The 19,710-nt window shown below is 47.0% G+C and carries 22 protein-coding genes; all 22 read left to right on the top strand.

Annotation, left to right across the window (positions count from 1 at the left end; genetic code table 11):
* Positions 1-185 precede the first annotated feature (185 nt).
* Positions 186-1,499 carry a flagellar protein export ATPase FliI gene (fliI, locus tag C3V36_13465; protein ID AVM70168.1) on the top strand — a complete coding sequence of 438 codons (1,314 nt, stop codon included), beginning with the start codon at positions 186-188 and terminating at the stop codon, positions 1,497-1,499.
* Between the two features lie 77 nt (positions 1,500-1,576).
* On the top strand, positions 1,577-1,984 hold the full coding sequence (locus C3V36_13460; GenBank protein AVM70167.1) for a hypothetical protein: 408 nt from the start codon (positions 1,577-1,579) through the stop codon (positions 1,982-1,984).
* A gap of 12 nt (positions 1,985-1,996) precedes the next feature.
* Entirely contained in the window at positions 1,997-2,791 is a 795-nt protein-coding gene (locus tag C3V36_13455; protein AVM70166.1) for a hypothetical protein, read from the top strand.
* A 2-nt stretch (positions 2,792-2,793) separates the two neighbouring features.
* Positions 2,794-4,107, top strand: a complete 1,314-nt coding sequence (locus C3V36_13450) for a hypothetical protein (protein ID AVM70165.1) — start codon at positions 2,794-2,796, stop codon at positions 4,105-4,107.
* A gap of 9 nt (positions 4,108-4,116) precedes the next feature.
* The gene (locus C3V36_13445) at positions 4,117-4,908 is read left to right on the top strand and encodes a hypothetical protein (protein AVM70164.1); all 792 of its coding nucleotides are present in this window, start codon (positions 4,117-4,119) and stop codon (positions 4,906-4,908) included.
* A gap of 60 nt (positions 4,909-4,968) precedes the next feature.
* Entirely contained in the window at positions 4,969-5,349 is a 381-nt protein-coding gene (locus C3V36_13440) for a flagellar protein (protein AVM70163.1), read from the top strand.
* 81 nt (positions 5,350-5,430) lie between these two features.
* Complete coding sequence (locus C3V36_13435; GenBank protein ID AVM70162.1) at positions 5,431-6,747, top strand: hypothetical protein; 1,317 nt, start codon at positions 5,431-5,433, stop codon at positions 6,745-6,747.
* Positions 6,748-6,961: 214 nt separating this feature from the next.
* Positions 6,962-7,144 carry an endoflagellar protein gene (locus tag C3V36_13430; protein ID AVM70562.1) on the top strand — a complete coding sequence of 61 codons (183 nt, stop codon included), beginning with the start codon at positions 6,962-6,964 and terminating at the stop codon, positions 7,142-7,144.
* A 29-nt stretch (positions 7,145-7,173) separates the two neighbouring features.
* Complete coding sequence (locus C3V36_13425) at positions 7,174-7,968, top strand: motility protein A (protein ID AVM70161.1); 795 nt, start codon at positions 7,174-7,176, stop codon at positions 7,966-7,968.
* 2 nt (positions 7,969-7,970) lie between these two features.
* Positions 7,971-8,885, top strand: a complete 915-nt coding sequence (locus C3V36_13420; GenBank protein AVM70160.1) for a chemotaxis protein — start codon at positions 7,971-7,973, stop codon at positions 8,883-8,885.
* Between the two features lie 52 nt (positions 8,886-8,937).
* The gene (locus C3V36_13415; GenBank protein AVM70159.1) at positions 8,938-9,435 is read left to right on the top strand and encodes a hypothetical protein; all 498 of its coding nucleotides are present in this window, start codon (positions 8,938-8,940) and stop codon (positions 9,433-9,435) included.
* 39 nt (positions 9,436-9,474) lie between these two features.
* Positions 9,475-10,461, top strand: a complete 987-nt coding sequence (locus C3V36_13410) for a flagellar motor switch protein FliM (GenBank protein AVM70158.1) — start codon at positions 9,475-9,477, stop codon at positions 10,459-10,461.
* The gene (locus C3V36_13405) at positions 10,461-11,603 is read left to right on the top strand and encodes a flagellar motor switch phosphatase FliY (protein AVM70157.1); all 1,143 of its coding nucleotides are present in this window, start codon (positions 10,461-10,463) and stop codon (positions 11,601-11,603) included. Before C3V36_13410 ends, C3V36_13405 begins: the two co-directional genes overlap by 1 nt.
* A gap of 120 nt (positions 11,604-11,723) precedes the next feature.
* Positions 11,724-12,089 (top strand): two-component system response regulator, encoded by a 366-nt coding sequence (locus tag C3V36_13400; GenBank protein ID AVM70156.1) that lies wholly within the window; start codon positions 11,724-11,726, stop codon positions 12,087-12,089.
* A gap of 7 nt (positions 12,090-12,096) precedes the next feature.
* Complete coding sequence (locus tag C3V36_13395; protein AVM70155.1) at positions 12,097-12,453, top strand: hypothetical protein; 357 nt, start codon at positions 12,097-12,099, stop codon at positions 12,451-12,453.
* Positions 12,443-13,252: a flagellar biosynthetic protein FliP gene (fliP, locus tag C3V36_13390; GenBank protein AVM70154.1), complete on the top strand. Its 810-nt coding sequence runs from the start codon at positions 12,443-12,445 to the stop codon at positions 13,250-13,252. Before C3V36_13395 ends, fliP begins: the two co-directional genes overlap by 11 nt.
* Positions 13,253-13,266: 14 nt before the next feature.
* Positions 13,267-13,539, top strand: coding sequence for a flagellar biosynthetic protein FliQ (gene fliQ, locus C3V36_13385; GenBank protein ID AVM70153.1), 273 nt, complete (start codon positions 13,267-13,269; stop codon positions 13,537-13,539).
* A gap of 97 nt (positions 13,540-13,636) precedes the next feature.
* A complete protein-coding gene (gene fliR / locus C3V36_13380) occupies positions 13,637-14,419 on the top strand; it encodes a flagellar biosynthetic protein FliR (protein AVM70152.1) in 783 nt (260 codons plus the stop codon).
* On the top strand, positions 14,416-15,531 hold the full coding sequence (gene flhB / locus C3V36_13375; GenBank protein ID AVM70151.1) for a flagellar biosynthesis protein FlhB: 1,116 nt from the start codon (positions 14,416-14,418) through the stop codon (positions 15,529-15,531). Before fliR ends, flhB begins: the two co-directional genes overlap by 4 nt.
* A complete protein-coding gene (gene flhA / locus C3V36_13370) occupies positions 15,532-17,571 on the top strand; it encodes a flagellar biosynthesis protein FlhA (GenBank protein AVM70150.1) in 2,040 nt (679 codons plus the stop codon). It abuts the gene before it with no gap.
* Positions 17,568-18,791: a flagellar biosynthesis protein FlhF gene (gene flhF / locus C3V36_13365; GenBank protein AVM70149.1), complete on the top strand. Its 1,224-nt coding sequence runs from the start codon at positions 17,568-17,570 to the stop codon at positions 18,789-18,791. Before flhA ends, flhF begins: the two co-directional genes overlap by 4 nt.
* Positions 18,791-19,693 (top strand): MinD/ParA family protein, encoded by a 903-nt coding sequence (locus C3V36_13360; protein AVM70148.1) that lies wholly within the window; start codon positions 18,791-18,793, stop codon positions 19,691-19,693. The genes flhF and C3V36_13360 overlap by 1 nt, the downstream gene beginning before the upstream one ends.
* The last annotated feature ends 17 nt before the right edge of the window (positions 19,694-19,710 follow it).

The following is a 19,710-nucleotide window of genomic DNA, read 5'->3' as shown; positions in this document are numbered from 1 at the left end:
GATACATAATACCGGTTTGGCGGTGGAAGCTGCCGATTATTTCTATCTTACATCTAAGTTTATCTCAAAATATTTTATCCCTAAAGTTAAGGCCAACTTTGCTGTTATCGGCTCTTGGATGCGGTAGTGCCAAAAGAGAAAAGTTAGCTCAAAAAATCAGAATCGGAAAAGTAAGGGGCAGGAGCATGATTGAGTTTGAAAAATATGAAAAAATGCTTCATAAAAGCTATATTGAGCATTTGGGCCGGGTCAATAAGGTTATTGGCCTGACGATTGAGTCCTTGGGACCGAATGTGAATGTCGGCGATGCCTGCCTGATTACTTCACAGGATTTAAGCCGGACGGTGCTGGCCGAGGTGGTCGGTTTTCGGGAGAACAGCATTTTACTGATGCCGCTGGACGATATGGAAGGAATCGGCCCGGGCAGTCATGTGAAATCAATCGGTCATCCGCTTCAGGTTTCGGTCACGGACGGCCTCTTGGGCCGGGTGTTGGACGGGCTGGGCAAGCCGATTGATGACAAAGCACCTTTTTATACCAGCGAACTCTATAATATTGAAAATAATGCGCCGGATCCACTGCAGCGGGCGCGGATTAAAGATTATTTACCCATGGGAATCAAAGCTCTGGACGGACTCTTAACCATCGGCAGGGGGCAGCGGGTCGGTATTTTTGCCGGCAGCGGCGTGGGCAAAAGTACCTTGCTGGGCATGATTGCCCGCAACGCCTTGGCGGACGTCAATGTGATTGCGCTGATCGGTGAGCGGGGCAGGGAAGTCCGGGAGTTTGTGGAAAAGGATTTAGGAGAAGAAGGGCTGAGAAAAAGCGTAGTGGTGGTAGCTACCTCCGACCGGCCGGCTATGGAGCGGCAAAAAGCGGCGAAGACGGCGACGGCCATTGCCGAGTACTTTAGAGATAAAGGCAAAAATGTCATGCTGATGATGGACAGTCTGACCCGTTTTTCCATGGCACAGAGGGAAATCGGATTGGCGATCGGGGAGCCGCCGGTTAGCCGGGGCTATACGCCCTCCGTTTTGGCGGCGATGCCGCTGCTTTTGGAAAGAGCGGGAAATTCCGATAAGGGTTCGATTACAGCGCTTTATACCGTGCTGGTAGACGGCGATGATATGAACGAGCCGATTACCGACGCAGCCAGAGGTATTTTGGATGGTCATATTGTGTTGAACCGGAAAATTGCCAATAAGAATCATTATCCGGCGATTGATGTCTTGCAGTCCGTTTCGCGTGTTATGTCGGAAGTGGCCGATACCGAGCATAAAAAAGCGGCTTCGGAAATGCGGGCGCTGCTGGCTACTTACCAAGGAGCGGAAGATTTAATCAACATCGGAGCCTATGTCGAAGGTTCTAATGAGAGGATTGATAAGGCGATTCGTAAGATTGACGCCATCAATCAATATTTACAGCAGGAGGTCGGGGATTATTATTCCTTCGATGAGGAGATTCAAATGCTCAAGGACATTGTTTACGATGAAGAATAAGGGCGGAAACGGGCAGCTTTCCGGCCGGCGGAAGGGGTTTTATTTTGGCAAAGTTTCAATTTCCGCTGCAAAGTTTATTGCATATTAAAGAAAAGCTGGAAACTCAATATCAAATGGAATACGGCGTGGCAGTACAGCAAAGAGACCGGCAGCAGCAGGAGCTTAACCGGATCGGCGGCCTGATTCGGGAGGAAAATCAGGTTTTTTTTGAGAAACAATCGGTTGCTTTTCGGATTCGGGATTTGACAGCAGTACAAAATAAAATTGCTTATTTAAAAGCAAAGGAAAAAGAAGCGGCCGCCAGACTCTATGAATTGGAAGATCAGGTGGTGCGCAAAAGAGACCGGCTGTCTAAGGCAATGCAGGAGCGGAAAACGTATGAAATCCTGAGAGAAAAGGCGCTGGAAGCTTATTATGAGGAAGAAAAGCAGGAAGCGATGAAGTTGATAGATGAACAGGTAAGCTTTAAATATAGCAGGGAATAAAGAGGTCAAACCATGGCAAAAGAAAAAGAAAAGGCAACGGATTTACAAACCGCAGAGGATCAGAAAGAAAAAGGGGCAAAGGGATCGCCGCTTAAAATTATTTTAATTGCGGTGTTATCGCTCCTGTTTTTATTGCTGGTATTTTTGCTGCTGCTCCGGCTGAATGTTTTTGGGCTTGGTACGGCACTCGGGCAATCGCTGAAGAACTGGCCGCTGGCACATGTTTATTTGCCGCCGGAGGTATTTGAAACGGAAATCGATCCGGAAACCGGTGAGCCGATTGTGGTTGAGCCGGAGGAAACGATGGAAGAACTAAAAGAAATTATAAAATTAAATGAATCTGAACTGAAGAAAAAGACAGAAGAAGTCGATATTTTATTGAAGCAAGTGCAAAGCTTGAAAGCGGAAAATGAAAGGCTGGCTGTGTTCGAGAAAAATCAGCTGGCGTATGAACAGGACAAGCGGGAGTTGGATGACCTGATTGTTCACTCCGGTGATCAAGCGGCGTTTGCCGACTGGTATCAGAAAATGAATCCGGACAACGCGGCCCGGCTTTATCAGCAGACGATGACTGATCTGGCGGTTAAGGAAGAACTGGATAAACTGACCAAGGTTTATTCGGAGATGAAGCCCAAGCCTGCGGCTAAGGTACTGGAGAGCATGAGTACGACCAGGTTGGAAATGGTAGCAATGATTATAAAGAACTTGGATACAGCTCAGGCGGGAAAGATTATGAATGAGCTTGAGCCGAAGGTGGCCGCCAGAATTACGGCTTATCTGTATCCGGAACAACAGGAAAGGAGGTAACAATGGCAACACCGACAATTAATGCGGCGCGCAGCTCTGCAACCGGCGGTTTATTGGCGGCGGTGTATCCGGCGGCTAAACCTTCCGGTTATGACGGGGCAAGTGCCTTTCAGGGCTTTTTGCAGAAGTCAGCCCAGGCCGAAAAACCGGCAGCCGTCAAAAACGGTAAGAGCCAGCAGGTGGAAGTCTCTAATAAAGAGGGAAATGTGCAGGCTCAACCGAAAAAAACGGAAGTGAAATCGGAAGGAAAAACCGAAGAAAAACCGGCAGCCGGTAAGGGAGCAGCCAAGGAAGGGCAAGTGCCGGCCGATAAGGCGGAGGCAGCGGGTCAAAAGCTAAAGGCATTTACCGAGGAAGTCCGGGAAACTTTGGGCTTGTCGGAGGAGGATCTGCAGCACTGGTTGAATACTTTAGGGCTGGGGATTATGGACTTACTCAATCCCGCAGTTTTGCAGAACTTTTTTATGCAGGTGAAGGGAATTGATGTCAGTCAGCTGTTGACGGAGCCGGAGGCGGCGGCCGGGCTGAAGGGACTGCTGGCGGAGGCAGGTAAGCTGCAGCCGGAAATGGCAAAATTAGCCGAAAACGAAACCCAGAAGGAAGAGTTTGCCCGGTTTTTGCAGGGAGTTTTACCGGTTGAGGAACAAGAACAAGCCAAACCGGCGGGTGAAACGAATGCCGAAAGCAATCAGGCGGTTGGACCGGAAGAAACCATCGGACCAAAGCAGGCGAGTGAAGCGCCGAAGCAGGAAAATAAGAGCTTTTTGAAAGAAGAAAATGCCGAGCCAAGGCAGGCACTGCCGGAAGTCTTTTCCAAGGTAGTTATGACCGAAGAACGGGTGATTGTTACGGCCGAGGGCCTAGAACGGGTAACGACAACGGTGTCGGCCAAGGATGTTTTTCAGCAGGTAGTGACCAAGTTTACGGCTGAGAATATGGGCGACGCGGCTAAGCTGACGGTTCAGCTGAATCCCGAACATTTGGGCAAGCTGGCATTTCAGGTGATTAGCCGTCAAGGACAGTTGACCGGTCAGTTCGTAGCTGAATCCGAGGCGGTTAAGGCAGCACTGGAAGCACAGGTCAGCCAGCTGAAGACCCATTTGGCGGAACAAGGCATTCGGGTAGCGGATGTTAAGGTTGTCGTCGGCGATACGGTTAATTATTTTGCCGGGGATAAGCCGAAGGAGCAAAATCAGGAAGCCGCTAAGAAGAAAAACAGAAGATTTTCGGAAGCAGTCGCTCCGGCGGAACCGGAAGAAGCACCGGCTGCCAGCGAGATTGATCTTGTCACCGGAACGGTTGATTTTACGGCATAGGAGGAAAGTATGGCAAGTAACAGTGTGATAGAAGCAACCCAAAAAGAAATCCTGAATAAGGTCGGAACGAACACGTTTCCCAAGAAGCGGACCGGCGGCAGTGATTTAAGCAAGGACGCGTTTTTGCGGCTCTTAACAACGCAGCTTCGTTATCAGAACCCGTTGGAGCCGACCAACGATAAAGAGTTTTTAGCGCAAATGGCTCAGTTTACAGCTTTGGAGCAAATGAACAATCTGAATTCCGCTTTTCAGCTCAATCAGGCCAGTGCCATGATCAATAAGAACGTGGAAGCTGAGATTAAAAACGAGGAAAGCGGCGAGATTACCAAAGTAGAGGGCAAGGTCATTGCCGTTAATGTTAAGGAAAACAAACCGTACCTGATTGTTCAGACCTTAGACGGCAGTCAGAAGGAAGTGGAGCTGGGAAGCGTTAAGACCATTAACGACGGCACGACGCTGGATGCGGAAGTTTTATCCAAGCAACTGGAAAGACTGCAGGTTATGCAGATGAATATGCTGCTTAATAAGCAAGTAACGGCCGAAATTACCGAGAAAGCAGGCAAGGAAACCAAGACTACGCAGATTGCGGGTAAGGTGATCGGCTTTAACTTTGAACGCGGCAAGCAAAATGCAATTGTTCGGACGCAGGACGGCAAAGAGAAGGAAGTCGAACTTGCGAAGATTAAGCTGGTAAATGACGGCACGACCAAAGACGCGGAATTTTTAGCCAATAAAATCACGGAATTGACGAAAAAAGTTGCTGAACTGGAACAGTTGGTTCAAACGCTGAAAAGACCGTAAGAATGGAGAAATCTCCATCCGATCAGCGGCCGGTAAAGCGTTTCGACGGTGGAGGGTAGGATGAATATCAATCAATTTAAAAGCATTACGCAGGTGCAAAACGAAGTCAGGCTGCAAGGCTCTAAGATAGAAAAAAAAGCAGAAGGAAGCAGCTTCCAGCAGACACTGCAAAATAAGCTGTCCTCTCCGGAGCTGACTTTTTCCAAGCACGCTTTGGAGCAGATTCGACACCGGGAAATCAGGCTGGATGAAGCCGGGATCAAAAAACTGAATGAGGGTGTGCATAGTGCCCGGGAAAAAGGGATTCGCGAATCCCTGATGCTGATGGATAACGTAGCGTATGTGGTCAGCATTAAAAACGCGACAGTGATTACCGCATTAGAAGCGGAGGAAACAAAGAATCATGTTTTTACTAATATTGACGGGGCTGTGGTTTTGTAGCCGGACCTTGGTAAGGGGGCAAAACTTTTCGGACAGAATGAAGAAAGTTCCACAGCCAGAAATTAAAGGAGGTTACGCATTATGATGCGTTCAATGTATTCCGGTGTATCCGGACTCAGAGTCCATCAGACCAAGATGGACGTTATCGGCAATAATATTTCTAACGTAAATACAACTGGTTTTAAAGCCAGCCGGACACTGTTTAACGAAGTGTTCAGTCAGAACCTGCAGGGAGCTTCCGGCCCGACGCCGAATCTGGGCGGCCGCAACCCGATGCAGATTGGTCTGGGTGCCAATGTCAATACGATTGACATCAATATGAACGAAGGCGCGTCGCAGCGGACGGATATTGTCACGGACTTAAAGATTGAAGGCAACGGCTTTTTTATCGTTAGAAATGCGGAGGGCACCAAGTTTACCAGAGCGGGTGCATTTCGGGTCGATGTAGCCGGTAATCTGGTCAATCCGGCCGGTATGTATGTGATGGGCTGGAAACCGGATCCGGACAGGCCGAATGAGATTCAAAAGGCAGAGGTAACACCGCTTAAGATTATGAGCGCGGAAAATATGTACAGTTCGCCGGTCGGCACGACCAAGGGTATGATCAGCGGTAATATCAACCAAAATGATTCACAGGTACAAAGCACGGCTTTGGGCGCACCGGTGACCATGAACTTTTATGACAGTCAGGGCTATCCCTATACGGCGCAGTTCCGGGTGAAGAAAGACCCGGGCAACCCGGCATCCTACCAGTTGACACTGGAAAAGGTAACGGATCAAAACGGCAAAGATATTACGACTACGACGAACCCGAATATGGCAATTGATCCGAATCCGGTAGCACTGACCTTTGATGCGGCCGGTAATATCGCCAATCCGACGGCAGCCAAGTTTAAGATTGCTGCTGCGGAAACGGATTTTAAATCCAAGATTTCGGATATTGAGATTGATTTTTCTCAAATTACTCAGTTTTCCGGCAATACCACCATTGAAGGTGTGCGCGGCGATAAGGATAAGGTCGGAGCCGGCAATGCGGCCGGTAAGATGACCAGTTATCAGATCGGCGGCGATGGCCGGATTATGGCAAAGTACTCCAACGGCGATTCTAAGCTGTTGGGTCAGATTGCGGTAGCGGATTTTGACAACCCGGCCGGTTTGCAGAAGGAAGGTGAGAACCTGTTCGGCACGACAATGAACTCGGGCGAGTTCAACGGTATCGGTAAGGATGTAACGTCCATTGGTTCCAAGATCAACTCCGGCGTACTGGAAATGAGTAATGTCGACCTTTCGCTTGAGTTTACGGAAATGATTACAACCCAAAGAGGCTTTCAAGCTAATTCAAGAGTAATTACAACCTCGGATGAAATCTTGCAGGAATTAGTCAATCTAAAGAGATAACAGTTTAAGTAAAAGGAAAGCCTGAAAGAGAATTCGAATCTTTGTCAAGCTTTCCTTTTGCTGAATAAATACTTTGCAAAGGCTTTACTTTTTGTAATAATATTGTTATAATAAATTCAAAATTCAGCTTGTTTGCGCTTGTCAGGCAAATCGCGGGATGACCGGCCGCCTCATGCGGCCGGATACAGCTGAAGGCAGGAAAAGAGGAGAGCAGATGATATATGTTACCAAGTTAAACAATGTGGAGATTTTGCTCAATGAAGACTTGATTGAAGTAGTCGAAGAAACACCGGATACGATTGTTACCCTGACGACAGGCAAAAAGCTGATTGTTAAGGAAACCAAAGAAGAACTGTATCAAAAGGTATATGAATATAAAAATGCAATTTATCATTAAGTAAGAATTGGAATAGATGAGGTGGAATTGTGGATTTAGCATCAATTATTGGGTTGATATTGGGAATATTCTTTTTTTTAGCTTCCATTATTATAAATGCCGGCGTAGGTTCTTTGGGAAACTTCTTTGACCCGGCATCCATTATGATCGTTCTCGGCGGTACTTTGGCTTCGGTCATGATTACCTTTCCGATGACGAAGTTTATCAACGGTTTAAAGGGAGCGGGACTGGTATTTAAAGATATCAAAAACAATGAAGGAAAAATGATCCAAGACATTATTCAGCTTTCCAATATCGCCCGGAAAGAGGGACTTTTGGCGTTGGAAGAAGCGGCGAATAATGTGAATGACGCATTTTTAAAGAAGGGTATCTTATTAATCGTGGATGGTACTGATCCGGAGCTGGTTCGGAATATTCTGGAAACGGAAATTATTTATATCGAAGAACGGCACGGTTCGGTCCAGGCTTTCTGGGCAAAGGTCGGCGAGCTCGGCCCGGCCTGGGGTATGATTGGTACGCTGATCGGTTTGATTAACATGTTAAAGGCCGTCGGCGGTGACTCTTCGGCAATCGGCCCGGCTATGGCCGTAGCGCTGATTACCACCTTATATGGTTCTTTGCTGGCTAACTTTATTGCAATTCCTTTTTCTTCCAAGCTGAAGATTCGTTCGACCGAAGAAATGATGGTCAAGGAAGTCATGGTCGAAGGTCTGCTTTCGATTCAAGCCGGTGAAAACCCGAGAGTTATTGAAGAAAAGCTGAAAGCGTTCCTGTCGCCGAAGATGCAGTCCCAGATGACAGAAGCTACGGAAGCGGGTGAATAAGTATGGCGAAAAAAAAGTCAGGCGGTGACGGCGGGGGCGGTGGTGCTCCGGCTTGGATGAATACCTACGGCGATATGGTAACCCTGCTCTTGTGCTTTTTTGTTCTGCTGTTTTCCATGTCAAGCATTAATCAGGAAAAGTTTCAGAAGGTAATGGAATATTTTACCGGTTCTGGTGACTATATGGCTGATTTTATGCCGGGCGGTGAAGCGCTGGTCGGCGGTGAGCTGTTAATCAACGGTACGGTACAGCTGGAAAATATTGATGTGGTCGTCAGCGGTGGCAGTCAGTATTTAAACTCTCGAGCAGATTCAGACGAGGATGAAGAAAATGAAGAAGAAATGAATGAGCAGGAGAGAGAAGAAAAGCAAAGGCTGGAAACGGCCAAAAAAATTGCCACTAAGATTCAGTCGGAAGTCGGTCGGGATGCATTGAACTCAGAGATTGAAGTTTCCTATACGCCCAACTATGTTAAGTTGACTTTGCGCGGCGAGTATTTGTTTGACAGCGGCCGGGCGGAGCTTAAGCCTGATGCGATTGAGGCGATTAAGACAATTTCCAAAGTGTTGAAGGAATCCAAATATAACAATTATGATATTCAGGTCGAAGGTCATACGGACAATCGTCCGATTAACACCGGCTTTTACAAAAGCAACCGGTATCTTTCGGCGGCCAGAGCAATTGCCGTTGAAGAGGAATTGGTCAATATTCACGGTTTTGACCCGCAGAAAGTATCCAGTACCGGATACGGCGAGTTTCATCCGATTGATACCAATGCGACACCGGAAGGTCAGGCGCATAACCGCCGGGTGGAGATTAAACTGCTCTTAAAGACAGAAGAAAAGGTATTGGAGGAGAAGGATTTGACCTCGGAGCCGGAAGGGCAGACGCAGCATGAGAGTACACCAAACGAATAAGGATGCCGCAAGGCATTAAGTAAATGATTTAAGGATCAAGGAGGATTTATTTGTGGAAAAATTATTACCCATTATCAATCTGGTTTTAACAGTGGTGGCAATCGTGGTGTGCGTCATAACTTTGCTGTCGGTCAACGGAATCAAAGGGGAATTGGCCAATCTGGCGACCGCATCGCAGGGCGACAGTCAGGTTTCCGGCGACATCCCTTTGACACAGCAGACTTTATATAATATGGAAAAACAATTTATTTTTACTTATCCGCCGCGGGAAGGAGAAAAAAAGACAACCAGCGTTGTTGTCAATATCGGCTTTATTTTGAATAATGAAGAAAAGGACGCGGCTGATGTGCTGGCTCAGTTTGCTGAAAAGCAGGGACTTGTCAGGGACCGGATTCAAACGATGGTCAAGGAAAGGTCGGATAATCCATTTGCCAGCGTTGAATTACAGCGTGAATTAAAAGGGGAAATACTGACACTGGTTCGGAAATTGTTTGAAACGAATTCGATTATTGATGTGGTATTTACCGATGTTTTATCAAGTCAAAAATAGGGATGAAACATTCATGCTGTGCTGTAAGGAGGTGAGGTCGTGAGCGATATTCTAAGCCAAAGCGAAATAGATCAGTTGCTGAATGCTTTAAGCGCCGGTGAACTGGACGTTGATGAATATCAGGCGGATAAGGCCGAAAAACAAATCAAGGAATATGATTTTGCCAGACCCGCTAAGTTTGCTAAGGACCATTTGAGGACACTGGAGATTATTCATGAGCATTATGCCAGACTGTTGGCCACACTGCTTTCGGGGAGAATGAGAACACCCTGTCAACTGGAAGTAATCAGTTCGGAAGCAATTTCTTATTCTGAGTTTGCCAACTCTTTATCCAACCCTGTATTGCTGGGTATTTTAGAGGTCCGGCCGCTGAAGGGTAATTTTGTAATTGAGATGTCGTCCAGTATCGGCTTTGCCATTGTTGACCGCCTGCTGGGGGGGAACGGCACGGGAGTTGTATCCGGCCGGGACTTTACCGAGATTGAGCAGACGGTAATCCAAAAGGTTATGTCGATTATGATTGATGAAATGGTCGAGGCCTGGAAAAATGTGGTTAATATTATGCCGCGGCTGACGCAGATCGAAACCAATCCTCAATTTGCGCAGTTTATCTCGCCTACGGAAATCGTGGCGCTGATTACATTAAACTTGAAAATAGGCGGAGTAGAGGGACTGATGAATATATGTGTGCCCTATATCACGATTGAGCCGATTATTGATAAATTGAATACAAGATACTGGTTTAGCGCCGCCAAAGAAACGAATGTGGAACTTTACGGCCAGTATATTGAAAAGCAGATCGAATTGTCAGAGATCCCGATGAAAGTCATACTGGGCAAGACAAGTATTTTGATTGACGACTTTATTCATCTGCAGCCCGGCGATATTATTCGCCTGGATCGCAAGATCACGGAAGAAGTGGAAGTGTTGGTCGGAAACTTGCCGAAGTTCTATGCGAAGGCCGGACTATCGTCTGGGAAAAATGCAGTTATGATTACCAGTGTCATGAATAGGGAGGATGAATAATGAGCGATTTATTGTCACAAGAAGAAATCAATGCTTTGCTTCAAGGCAAAGAAGAGGAAGCGGATTTCGGGGCAGTTTCGGCGGGAGCTGAAACGGCAGGGGACGAGATAGAACTGGGGCCGGATGAGAAAGATGCGATTGGTGAGGTTTCCAATATCAGCATGGGCGCGGCTGCAACTTCCCTGTCAACTTTGGTTAATCAAAAGGTGACCATTACCACACCGGAAGTAATGATTGTTGACTGGGACAGTTTTGTAAAAAAACATACGGCTCCCTATGTTACGGTTCAGCTCAAATATAAAGAAGGTCTGGAAGGCAACAATATTTTGGTGCTTTTAGAAGAAGATGCCAAGGTTATCACTGATTTGATGATGGGCGGTGACGGGACTAATAAATCAGAGGAGTTGTCCGAGCTGCATTTAAGTGCCATCAGTGAGGCGATGAATCAAATGATCGGCGGTTCTGCCACGGCGCTTTCCTCGATGCTCAAGAAAAAAGTGGATATTTTACCGCCGGTTGCCTCTAAAATTGATTTAATTGAGGCCAAACTGGAAAATGCCGGCGGCGAGGATCGCTTTATTGAAGTTGATTTTCGGATTAAGATTGGCGATTTGGTGGATAATACGCTGTCGCAAATCTATCCGTTGGAGTTTGCCAAAGAAGTAATCGGCATCTTTAAGGAAAGTAAAAAGCAGTTGGAAGCAAAATCGGCTCCGGCCGCACCGGCACCTGCGCCTAAACCGGCAGCTCCGCAGCCGGCACCGGCTCCAACACCGACTCCGGCAGCGCCGCAGATGAATTACAGCGCGGCTCCGGCGCATCAGCCGTCAGCAGCTATTTATGCGAATCCGGTTGAGGTTCAGCCGGCACAATTCCAAAACTTTGAAATGGCTTCTTTTATGCAGCAGAAAGAAAATATTGAACTGATCATGGACGTTCAGTTGGAGGTAACGGTTGAACTGGGCCGAACCAAGAGAAGCATTAAAGAGATTTTGGAGCTGGCTCCGGGCAGCATTATTGAATTAAATAAACTTTCGGGTGAGCCGATTGATATTTTGGTTAACGGTAAGACCGTCGCCAAAGGGGAAGTGGTAGTTATTGAAGAGAACTTCAGTATCAGAGTAACAGAGATTTTAAAATAAAAGGTCTGCGGGCCGGTGAGGGCTTAAGGGTGCAAGCGAAGCAGCGGGCAGGCGGAAAACCGGAGCCGGAAGCACCGACGGAAGACGTAACAGAAATAAGAAATCTAAAAGGAGATAAAAATGGCGGACAAAAGAATTTTAATTGTGGATGATGCTGCATTTATGAGAATGATGATTAAGGATATCCTGACCAAAAACGGGTATGAGGTAGTCGGAGAGGCCGAGAACGGTGCCAAAGCAGTTGAAAAATACAATGAATTAAAGCCGGCTTTGGTGGTAATGGATATTACCATGCCGGAGATGGATGGGATTGAAGCGGTCAAGGCAATTAAAGCTGCCGATCCGAAAGCAAATATTATTATGTGTTCGGCCATGGGCCAGCAGGCAATGGTTATTGAGTCGATTCAGGCGGGAGCTAAGGATTTCATCGTAAAGCCGTTTGACCGGGATCGGGTTATTGAAGCGGTCAGCAAGGTAATAGGATAAAGCTGCCATGCCCAGGCAAGTTTTTGAGATCGTATTACTATTAGCGGTATTCATTGCGATCATTTGGGCAGCGCAGTTTGCCAGCAAAAAAATTGCCGGAATCCAATTAGGCAAACAAAAGGGAAAGTCCATGCAGCTCATCGAAGCAATGTACGTTTCGCCCGGGAAAATGCTGCAAATCATTCAAGTGGGAGAGAGGTTTTTTTTGATTGCGGTGTATAAGGAGGGAATTACTTTTCTGACAGAATTAAACACGGAAGATGCTGCCCCCAAAGAGGAGATACCTTTACCTGCCGGAAAAAGCCCTTTTGCTGATTATTTGAGTAAATTAAAAGAAAAGGCAGGCCACAAGGATGAGGAATAAAATTCAAAAGCAGGATGTACAATTTCATAGGCGAAAAATCTTGAGTTTTTTAGGAGTATTTGTAGCTATTTTTAGTTTAGGCGGATCGCAAATCATATGGGCAGCCGGTGATGCCGTTCCAATTCCGTTTTCCTTTGACTTTGGCATAAAAGCAGCGGAAAACGGCGCCGATGTTGTAAATAGCCTGCAGATACTTTTTATTTTAACCTTGATTGCAATGGCGCCGTCGCTCTTTTTGATGCTGACTTCTTTCACCCGGGTGCTGGTGGTACTGCATTTCACCCGGACGGCGCTGGGCACGCAGCAGGCGCCGCCGAATCAGGTTTTAATTGGCTTGGCTTTATTTATTACGCTGTTTATTATGGCGCCGGTCGGTGTCAGAATTAATGACCAGGCCCTGCAGCCGTATGCCAGAGGGGAAATCAGCCAACAGGCGGCGATTGAAAAGGGGGTTGCTCCTTTGTGGGAGTTTATGCTCAAGCAGACAAATGATAAGGATTTAAAGCTGTTTATGGAAATTGCTGAGGTCGGTACGGTTCAATCGGTCGAAGAGGTTCCGATTACGGCGATTATTCCGGCATTTATTATTTCTGAGCTGCGGGCGGCGTTTATTATGGGATTTTTGATTTATATCCCGTTTATTGTGATTGATATGGTGGTGTCCAGTACCCTGATGTCAATGGGAATGATGATGCTGCCGCCGGTTATGATTTCCATGCCGTTTAAGCTGCTGCTGTTTATTGTGGCCGATGGCTGGAATCTGATCATTGGGCAGTTGGTGCAGACTTTTTATCGCTGAAAAGGAGTGGGTAGATGAATACGGATTTGGTCTTGGATTTTGCCCGTGAGGCAATCTATACGGTCATCATGGCATCCGGCCCGCTGCTTTTGGTGGCACTGGTGGTGGGACTGGCGGTCAGTGTTTTTCAAACGATTACTTCAATTCAGGAACAGACGCTGGCATTTGTTCCGAAGATTCTGGCAATTTTTGCAGGGGTTCTGATTTTCGGGCCGTTTATCGGAACGCAGCTGCTGACATTTTTTAAAAAAGCGGTAATGAGTTTCGGCCAATTTATTGTCAAGTAAGAGCCGGCTTTCCCATGCAGATCAGCCTTTTCAGGCTGGCTGCGGGTTATGCACTGTGCAAAGGTGAAATCAAAAGCAGCACGGGAGGAAAAGGAAAATGACGTCATTGCTGGCGCACGGTTATATTGAAACTTTTCTGCTTATTTTTACCAGAATTGTGAGCATGTTTATCATGCTTCCTTTCTTCGGCAGCCAAAATACACCCAGGCGGCTGAAGGCTTTGCTGGCTTTTGCTCTGACGGTAATTATGATTCAAATCATGCCGCTGCAAAGTCCGGTCAGCGCCGATCTTCCGGTTGCTTATGCTTTGGCGGCAGCCAGAGAGTTTTTTACCGGCTGGCTGATGGGCTTTGCCGTATATTTAGTGTATTCGGTGCTGACTATGGCCGGACAGTTTATTGATGCTCAGATCGGTCTGTCGATGGTCAGCATGATTGACCCGTCCAGCCAGATGCAGTTTACGGTGACTGGAAACTTATATTATTTTATTATGATTTTCATCATTTTAATGACCCGGACATATTATTACTTTTTAGAAGGCTTAAAGCGCAGCTTTCGGCTGATTCCTTTAGGCGGAGCGAATCTGAGTTATGATTTGTATGACTCGATGTTTTACTTTCTCAGGGATTACTTTCTGATGGCCTTACAGATTGCGCTGCTGGTATTTTTTGTGATGATGATCAGCAATGCGGTTTTGGGGATTTTGGCCCGAACGGCACCGCAGTTGAATATGTTTGTGGTGGGCTTTCCGATTAAGCTGCTGCTCGGCTTAGCGACGCTGTATGTCACTTTTTTTGTATTTGAAGGCTTAAGCGCAATGGTGATTGACCGGGGGACCGAAACCATGTATGACTTTATTAGGGGGATGAGCGGACAGTGATGCCGGAAAAGGAAATAAAATATTTTTTGCGGCTTGATTTACAGCTGTTTGCTTCGGAAGAAAAAACCGAGCAGCCGACTTCGAAAAAAAGGGAAAAAGTCAGAAAAGACGGGCAGGTGGCCAGAAGCAATGAAGTTACCACAGCTTTTCTTTTAATTTTAATGTTTTTAATGATTCGACTGTTTGCCCCGGAGGCCAAAGCCAGGTTTTTAGAGGTTTTTGCCAAATGTGTTCGTTTGTTTTATTTGAAAGAGATCAGCGGCCAGGTGGCCAATGCCCTGATGTGGGAAATTGCCAAGGATATGCTGCTGATGAGTTGGCCTTTTTTGTTGACGGCGGTGGCGGTCGGGCTGGTGTCTAATATCGTTCAGGTCGGCTGGGTGGTAAGTACTAAGCCTTTGCAGCCCAAATTAAGTAATATTGACCCGCTTAAGGGTCTGAAACGGATTTTTTCGATGCGGACGGTGATTGAACTGCTCAAAGCAATCTTTAAGATTGCATTAATTTCAATTCTTGTGTATAATACAATCAAGGATTATGATAATCTGGCGGTCAATCTTTATCAAATGGAGCCGCTGCTTGCCTATCGGGTCGTTTTTAACATCATATTGGATCTGTGCATTCGGATTGGTTGGTTCTTCATCATCGTGGCAGCTGTCGACTATGCCTATACCCGCTTTAAATTTGAGAAAGATATTAAAATGACCAAGCAGGAGGTCAAGGACGAATATAAGCAGTCCGAGGGAAATCCTGAGATTAAAGGTAAAATTCGGCAAAAAATGCGGGAAGCGGCTATGCGCCGGATGATGCAGGATTTGCCGAAGGCGGATGTCATCATCACCAATCCGACGCATTTTGCGGTTGCTTTAAAATATGATGATACGGCGGATGCCGCACCGATTGTGATTGCCAAGGGGGCCGATCTGGTGGCTAAAAATATCCGGGAAAAGGGCAAGGAATACGGTATCAAAATTTTGGAAAACAAATCGTTAGCCCGGACCCTGTTTTATACGGTGGAGATTGGCGACGAGATTCCGCCGGAATTGTATCAGGCAGTGGCGGAAATATTAGCCTTTGTATATTCGCTGAAGAATGAGGGAGTAGCTATTTAAATGAAAGCCGGAGATTTGATTTTAGGTCTTTTTATTGTGATGACGGTAATCCTGATGATCCTGCCGCTCAGCGGGGTAGCGATCAGTATTTTGATTACGGTCAATTTGCTGCTGTCTTTAATCATTTTGTTTAATTCGCTTTTTGCCAGGGAAGCACTTGATATGTCGGCTTTTCCGACTATTTTGCTGTTTACTACCATGTTTCGGCTGTCCCTGAACGTGTCCTCAACCAGAGCGATTTTAACTAGTGGGCCGGAAGCGGCCGGTAATGTCATCTTGACATTCGGCCGGTTTGTCGGCGGTAATAATCTGGTGGTGGGTATTATTGTCTTTTTTATTTTGGTATTAATTAACTTTTTGGTTATTACCAAGGGTTCGGAGCGGGTAGCGGAAGTATCCGCCCGTTTTACTTTGGATGCCATGCCCGGTAAGCAGATGGCGATTGACGCTGACTTAAACTCCGGCATGATTGATGAAACGCAGGCCCGTAAACGTCGGGAGAAAATTCAGGATGAAGCCAGCTTCTTCGGTTCAATGGATGGTGCTGCCAAGTTTGTCAAGGGGGATGCCATTGCCGGTTTGATTATTACCTTTGTTAACATTTTAGGCGGTATTGTTATTGGTGTTGTCCAGCTGGGGATGACAACGCAGGAAGCAATGCAGCAGTATACGATTGTGACGATTGGTGACGGTCTGGTCAGCCAGATTCCGGCGTTGTTGATTTCGCTGGCGACCGGTATTTTGGTCACCAAAGTATCCAAAGAAACCGAGATCAGTGATACGGTCGGCAGGCAGCTCTTTACTCTGCCTAAGGTCATGTATATGGCCGGCGGTGTGCTGGTCTTTCTGGGTATTGTTACACCGCTGAGTGCGGTTATCGTCAGCGGAATCGGTGTTCTGACGGTCTTTGCCGGTAAGAAAATGGCTGATAACCTGAAGGTCTTTGAAACGCAGGATGAGATTAGCATGGAAGAAGAAGCGGCCGAAGAAATTCGCAAGCCCGAAAATGTTATCAATCTTTTGCAGGTTGATCCGATTGAATTGGAGTTCGGCTATGGTATCATTCCGCTGGCCGATTCTTCGCAGGGCGGTGATTTGCTTGACCGGGTCGTTATGATTCGGCGGCAGATTGCGCTGGAGTTGGGGGCAATTGTGCCGATTATCCGGCTGCGTGATAATATTCAGCTTAGCCCCAATCAATATGTGATTAAGATTAAAGGCAATGTCATTGCTGAGGGCGAGATTTTGTTTGATCATTATCTGGCCATGGATCCGGGGTATGTCGAGGAACAGATTGACGGGATTGAAACAGTCGAGCCGGCCTTTCATCTGCCGGCGCTGTGGATCACTGAAAACCAGCGGGAGCGGGCGGAAGCGGTCGGCTACACGGTGGTTGACCCGCCATCTATTATTGCCACTCATTTGACGGAAGTAATCAAGAGCCACTTAGATGAGCTGATTACCCGTCAGGAAGTCAAGAACCTTATCAATAAAGTGGCTGAGGATAATCAGACACTAATTGATGAACTCGTCCCCAAACTCCTGACCGTCGGCGAAATTCAAAAGGTATTGACCAATTTGCTGGCCGAAGGTGTTTCCATCCGGGATTTGGTGACTATATTTGAAACTTTGGCCGATCAGGCGCTGGTGACCAAGGATGTGGATGTCCTGACGGAATATGCCAGACAATCGCAAAAGCGGAGCATCAGCAATAAGTTTTTGGAAGAGCAGAATCAGCAGGTGCTGACGCTTGATCCGGCGGTGGAAAGCATGATTATGGAGTCGGTTAAGCATTCCGAGCAAGGAACGTATCTGACCCTTGACCCGGAGGTAATTTCCGAGATTGTGGCGGTAACGGATAAAGCGGTGCGGAAGTTAACCGATATCGGCCGGATGCCGATTATCATCACTTCGCCGATCCTGCGGATTTATTATAAGAGGATCATCCAGGAGCAGCTCCCGGAGGTAGTGGTGATTTCCTACAATGAAATTGATGCGTCTACAGAATTACAGTCGGTAGGGATGGTGAGCTTATCATGAAGATAATGAAATACCGGGCGGCAACGGAGCGGCAGGCAATGCTTCTGGCTAAGGATGAGATGGGGAGTGATGCCCTGATCTTGTCGATTAAATCAGTCAAGCCCAAGGGATTTTGGCGCTGGTTTCGCCGACCCTATGTGGAAGTGACGGCTGCGCTGGATGAGAATAAAGAGCAGCGGCCGGTTTTACCGGAAGATAAGGAACTGGCGGAGTTTAAAAGCTTTTTAAGCGGGTTATCGCAAAAGCAAAGAGAACTGGATGCTGCCGAAAAAGCTGAAAAAACGGAAGAAAGCGCAAAGGCGGAAAAACCGCTGAACACAGCCGGGAGTTTGCCGGTGGCCGTTCGACCGGTTAAAGCGGAGCCGGAGAAAGCTTTGGGGCAGGCCGGAGCAGTTAAAAAACCGGAACTGACGGAAGCAACCGAAGCGGCTGAGCCGCAGGTGCTGATTGGTCAGGTCATATATGAGCAGTTGACGGAAAATGAAGTTGACGAGCGGCTGGCGAATCAACTGGTGGCCGAGCTTTTAGAGAGCGGTCGGGACTTTAGTTTGGAAGAAGGCTTAAATCAGGTCTATCGCAGATTAGTTAAAGAATTATCCGATATCCGGCCGATTCGGCTGGAAAACGGACGGCCCAGACCCGTGTTTTTCATCGGCTCGACCGGGGTCGGTAAGACGACGACCATTGCTAAATTAGCTTCGCTCTTTACTTTGGAGAAAAAATGCAAGGTGGCGCTGATTACCGCCGATACTTACCGGATTGCGGCAGTCGAACAGCTCAGGACGTATGCCAATATTTTGAATATTCCGATTAAGGTTATCTACAAGGAAGAGGAGATTGCCGGCTGCATTGAGGAATTTGCCGATTATGATCTGATTTTGATTGATACGGCCGGGCGCTCCTATCAGGATACGAAACATTTGCAGGAGTTGAAAGAGCTGCTGGAGAGGGTCGAAGATAAACAGGTTTATTTGGTCTTAAGTCTGTCGACCAAAAACAGCGATTTGAAAAAAACGGTGACCGCATACGATTTTACGGATTTTTCGCTGATTTTTACCAAACTGGATGAAACGCTGGCTTACGGCAGTATTTTGAATCTGAAACAGGCAACCGGCAGGCCCTTAGCCTATGTCACCACCGGCCAGAATGTGCCGGAGGATATTGCGGAGCTCGATCCGTATGAAACCGCCAATCAGATATTAGGAGGGGTGAGTTCTTAATGGATCAGGCAGCGAAGCTAAGAGATATTATCCGGCAGGCACAGGCGGGAGAGTTTAACACCCGGCCGCCGAAAGAAAAAGCCAGGGTGATTACCGTCACCAGCGGCAAGGGCGGAGTCGGCAAAAGTAATATCAGTGTCAATTTGGCGGTCCAGTTCCAAAAGCAGGGGAAAAGAGTGGTTATCTTTGATGCCGATTTTGGTCTGGCCAATGTGGAAGTCATTTTCGGAATTTTGCCCAAGTATAATATTTTGGATTTGATAACCCAGAAAATGTCGGTTTTTGACGTTTTGACAGAGGGTCCGATGGGGATTCGCTTTTTATCCGGCGGGTCGGGGATCGGTCAACTGATGAACCTGACGGCCGAACAAATAGAATATTTAGTCAAACAACTGGAAATTTTGGATCAACATGCCGATATAATTATAATAGATACCGGCGCCGGTATTAATGAAGCGGTTTTGGCGTTTGCTTTCGTTTCCAATGAAATCCTGATCGTGACGACACCGGAGCCGACAGCAATTACAGACGCTTACGCGCTGATTAAATCGATTTGCAGCAGTCCGCAGTTTACCGCGCAGCGGCCTAAAATGAAGCTGATCGTCAATAAAAGCCGAAGTGCTCGGGAAGGCGATGAGGTATTTGAAAAGTTAAATAAGGTGACTATGCGCTTTTTGGAGATTTCTTTGGAGAAATTAGGTCACTTACCGGATGACCGGGCATTGGTTGATGCGGTGATTGAAAGAAAACCGTTTTCCATCATTTACCCCAAGGCGGCGGTTACCAGGGCGATTGAGGAAATTGCCAAAAGAGTTTTGGCCGGGGAGCAGGCTGATATCCGGCAGGAACCCCAGTCCAAGGGACTGAGTTCGATCTTCAGTAAGATATTTCATCGTAAATAAGGAGGCCACAGGCTAAA

This window comes from Lachnospiraceae bacterium oral taxon 500 (assembly GCA_002999035.1).
Classification (GTDB): domain Bacteria; phylum Bacillota; class Clostridia; order Lachnospirales; family Vallitaleaceae; genus W11650.
The sequence above is the reverse complement of the archived record's forward strand: the minus strand, read 5'-3'. Positions and strand labels throughout refer to the sequence as shown.

Excerpts from the sequence above, each read along its gene's own strand:
- C3V36_13440 (AVM70163.1), top strand. The coding sequence starts at position 4,969 with ATGAATATCAATCAATTTAAAAGCATTACGCAGGTGCAAAACGAAGTC.
- fliP (AVM70154.1), top strand. The coding sequence starts at position 12,443 with ATGAGGAATAAAATTCAAAAGCAGGATGTACAATTTCATAGGCGAAAA.
- flhA (AVM70150.1), top strand. The coding sequence starts at position 15,532 with ATGAAAGCCGGAGATTTGATTTTAGGTCTTTTTATTGTGATGACGGTA.
- C3V36_13395 (AVM70155.1), top strand. The coding sequence starts at position 12,097 with ATGCCCAGGCAAGTTTTTGAGATCGTATTACTATTAGCGGTATTCATT.
- C3V36_13450 (AVM70165.1), top strand. The coding sequence starts at position 2,794 with ATGGCAACACCGACAATTAATGCGGCGCGCAGCTCTGCAACCGGCGGT.
- fliR (AVM70152.1), top strand. The coding sequence starts at position 13,637 with ATGACGTCATTGCTGGCGCACGGTTATATTGAAACTTTTCTGCTTATT.
- C3V36_13420 (AVM70160.1), top strand. The coding sequence starts at position 7,971 with ATGGCGAAAAAAAAGTCAGGCGGTGACGGCGGGGGCGGTGGTGCTCCG.
- C3V36_13405 (AVM70157.1), top strand. The coding sequence starts at position 10,461 with ATGAGCGATTTATTGTCACAAGAAGAAATCAATGCTTTGCTTCAAGGC.
- fliI (AVM70168.1), top strand. The coding sequence starts at position 186 with ATGATTGAGTTTGAAAAATATGAAAAAATGCTTCATAAAAGCTATATT.
- C3V36_13430 (AVM70562.1), top strand. The coding sequence starts at position 6,962 with ATGATATATGTTACCAAGTTAAACAATGTGGAGATTTTGCTCAATGAA.
- C3V36_13455 (AVM70166.1), top strand. The coding sequence starts at position 1,997 with ATGGCAAAAGAAAAAGAAAAGGCAACGGATTTACAAACCGCAGAGGAT.
- flhF (AVM70149.1), top strand. The coding sequence starts at position 17,568 with ATGAAGATAATGAAATACCGGGCGGCAACGGAGCGGCAGGCAATGCTT.
- fliQ (AVM70153.1), top strand. The coding sequence starts at position 13,267 with ATGAATACGGATTTGGTCTTGGATTTTGCCCGTGAGGCAATCTATACG.
- C3V36_13435 (AVM70162.1), top strand. The coding sequence starts at position 5,431 with ATGATGCGTTCAATGTATTCCGGTGTATCCGGACTCAGAGTCCATCAG.
- C3V36_13400 (AVM70156.1), top strand. The coding sequence starts at position 11,724 with ATGGCGGACAAAAGAATTTTAATTGTGGATGATGCTGCATTTATGAGA.
- C3V36_13360 (AVM70148.1), top strand. The coding sequence starts at position 18,791 with ATGGATCAGGCAGCGAAGCTAAGAGATATTATCCGGCAGGCACAGGCG.
- C3V36_13445 (AVM70164.1), top strand. The coding sequence starts at position 4,117 with ATGGCAAGTAACAGTGTGATAGAAGCAACCCAAAAAGAAATCCTGAAT.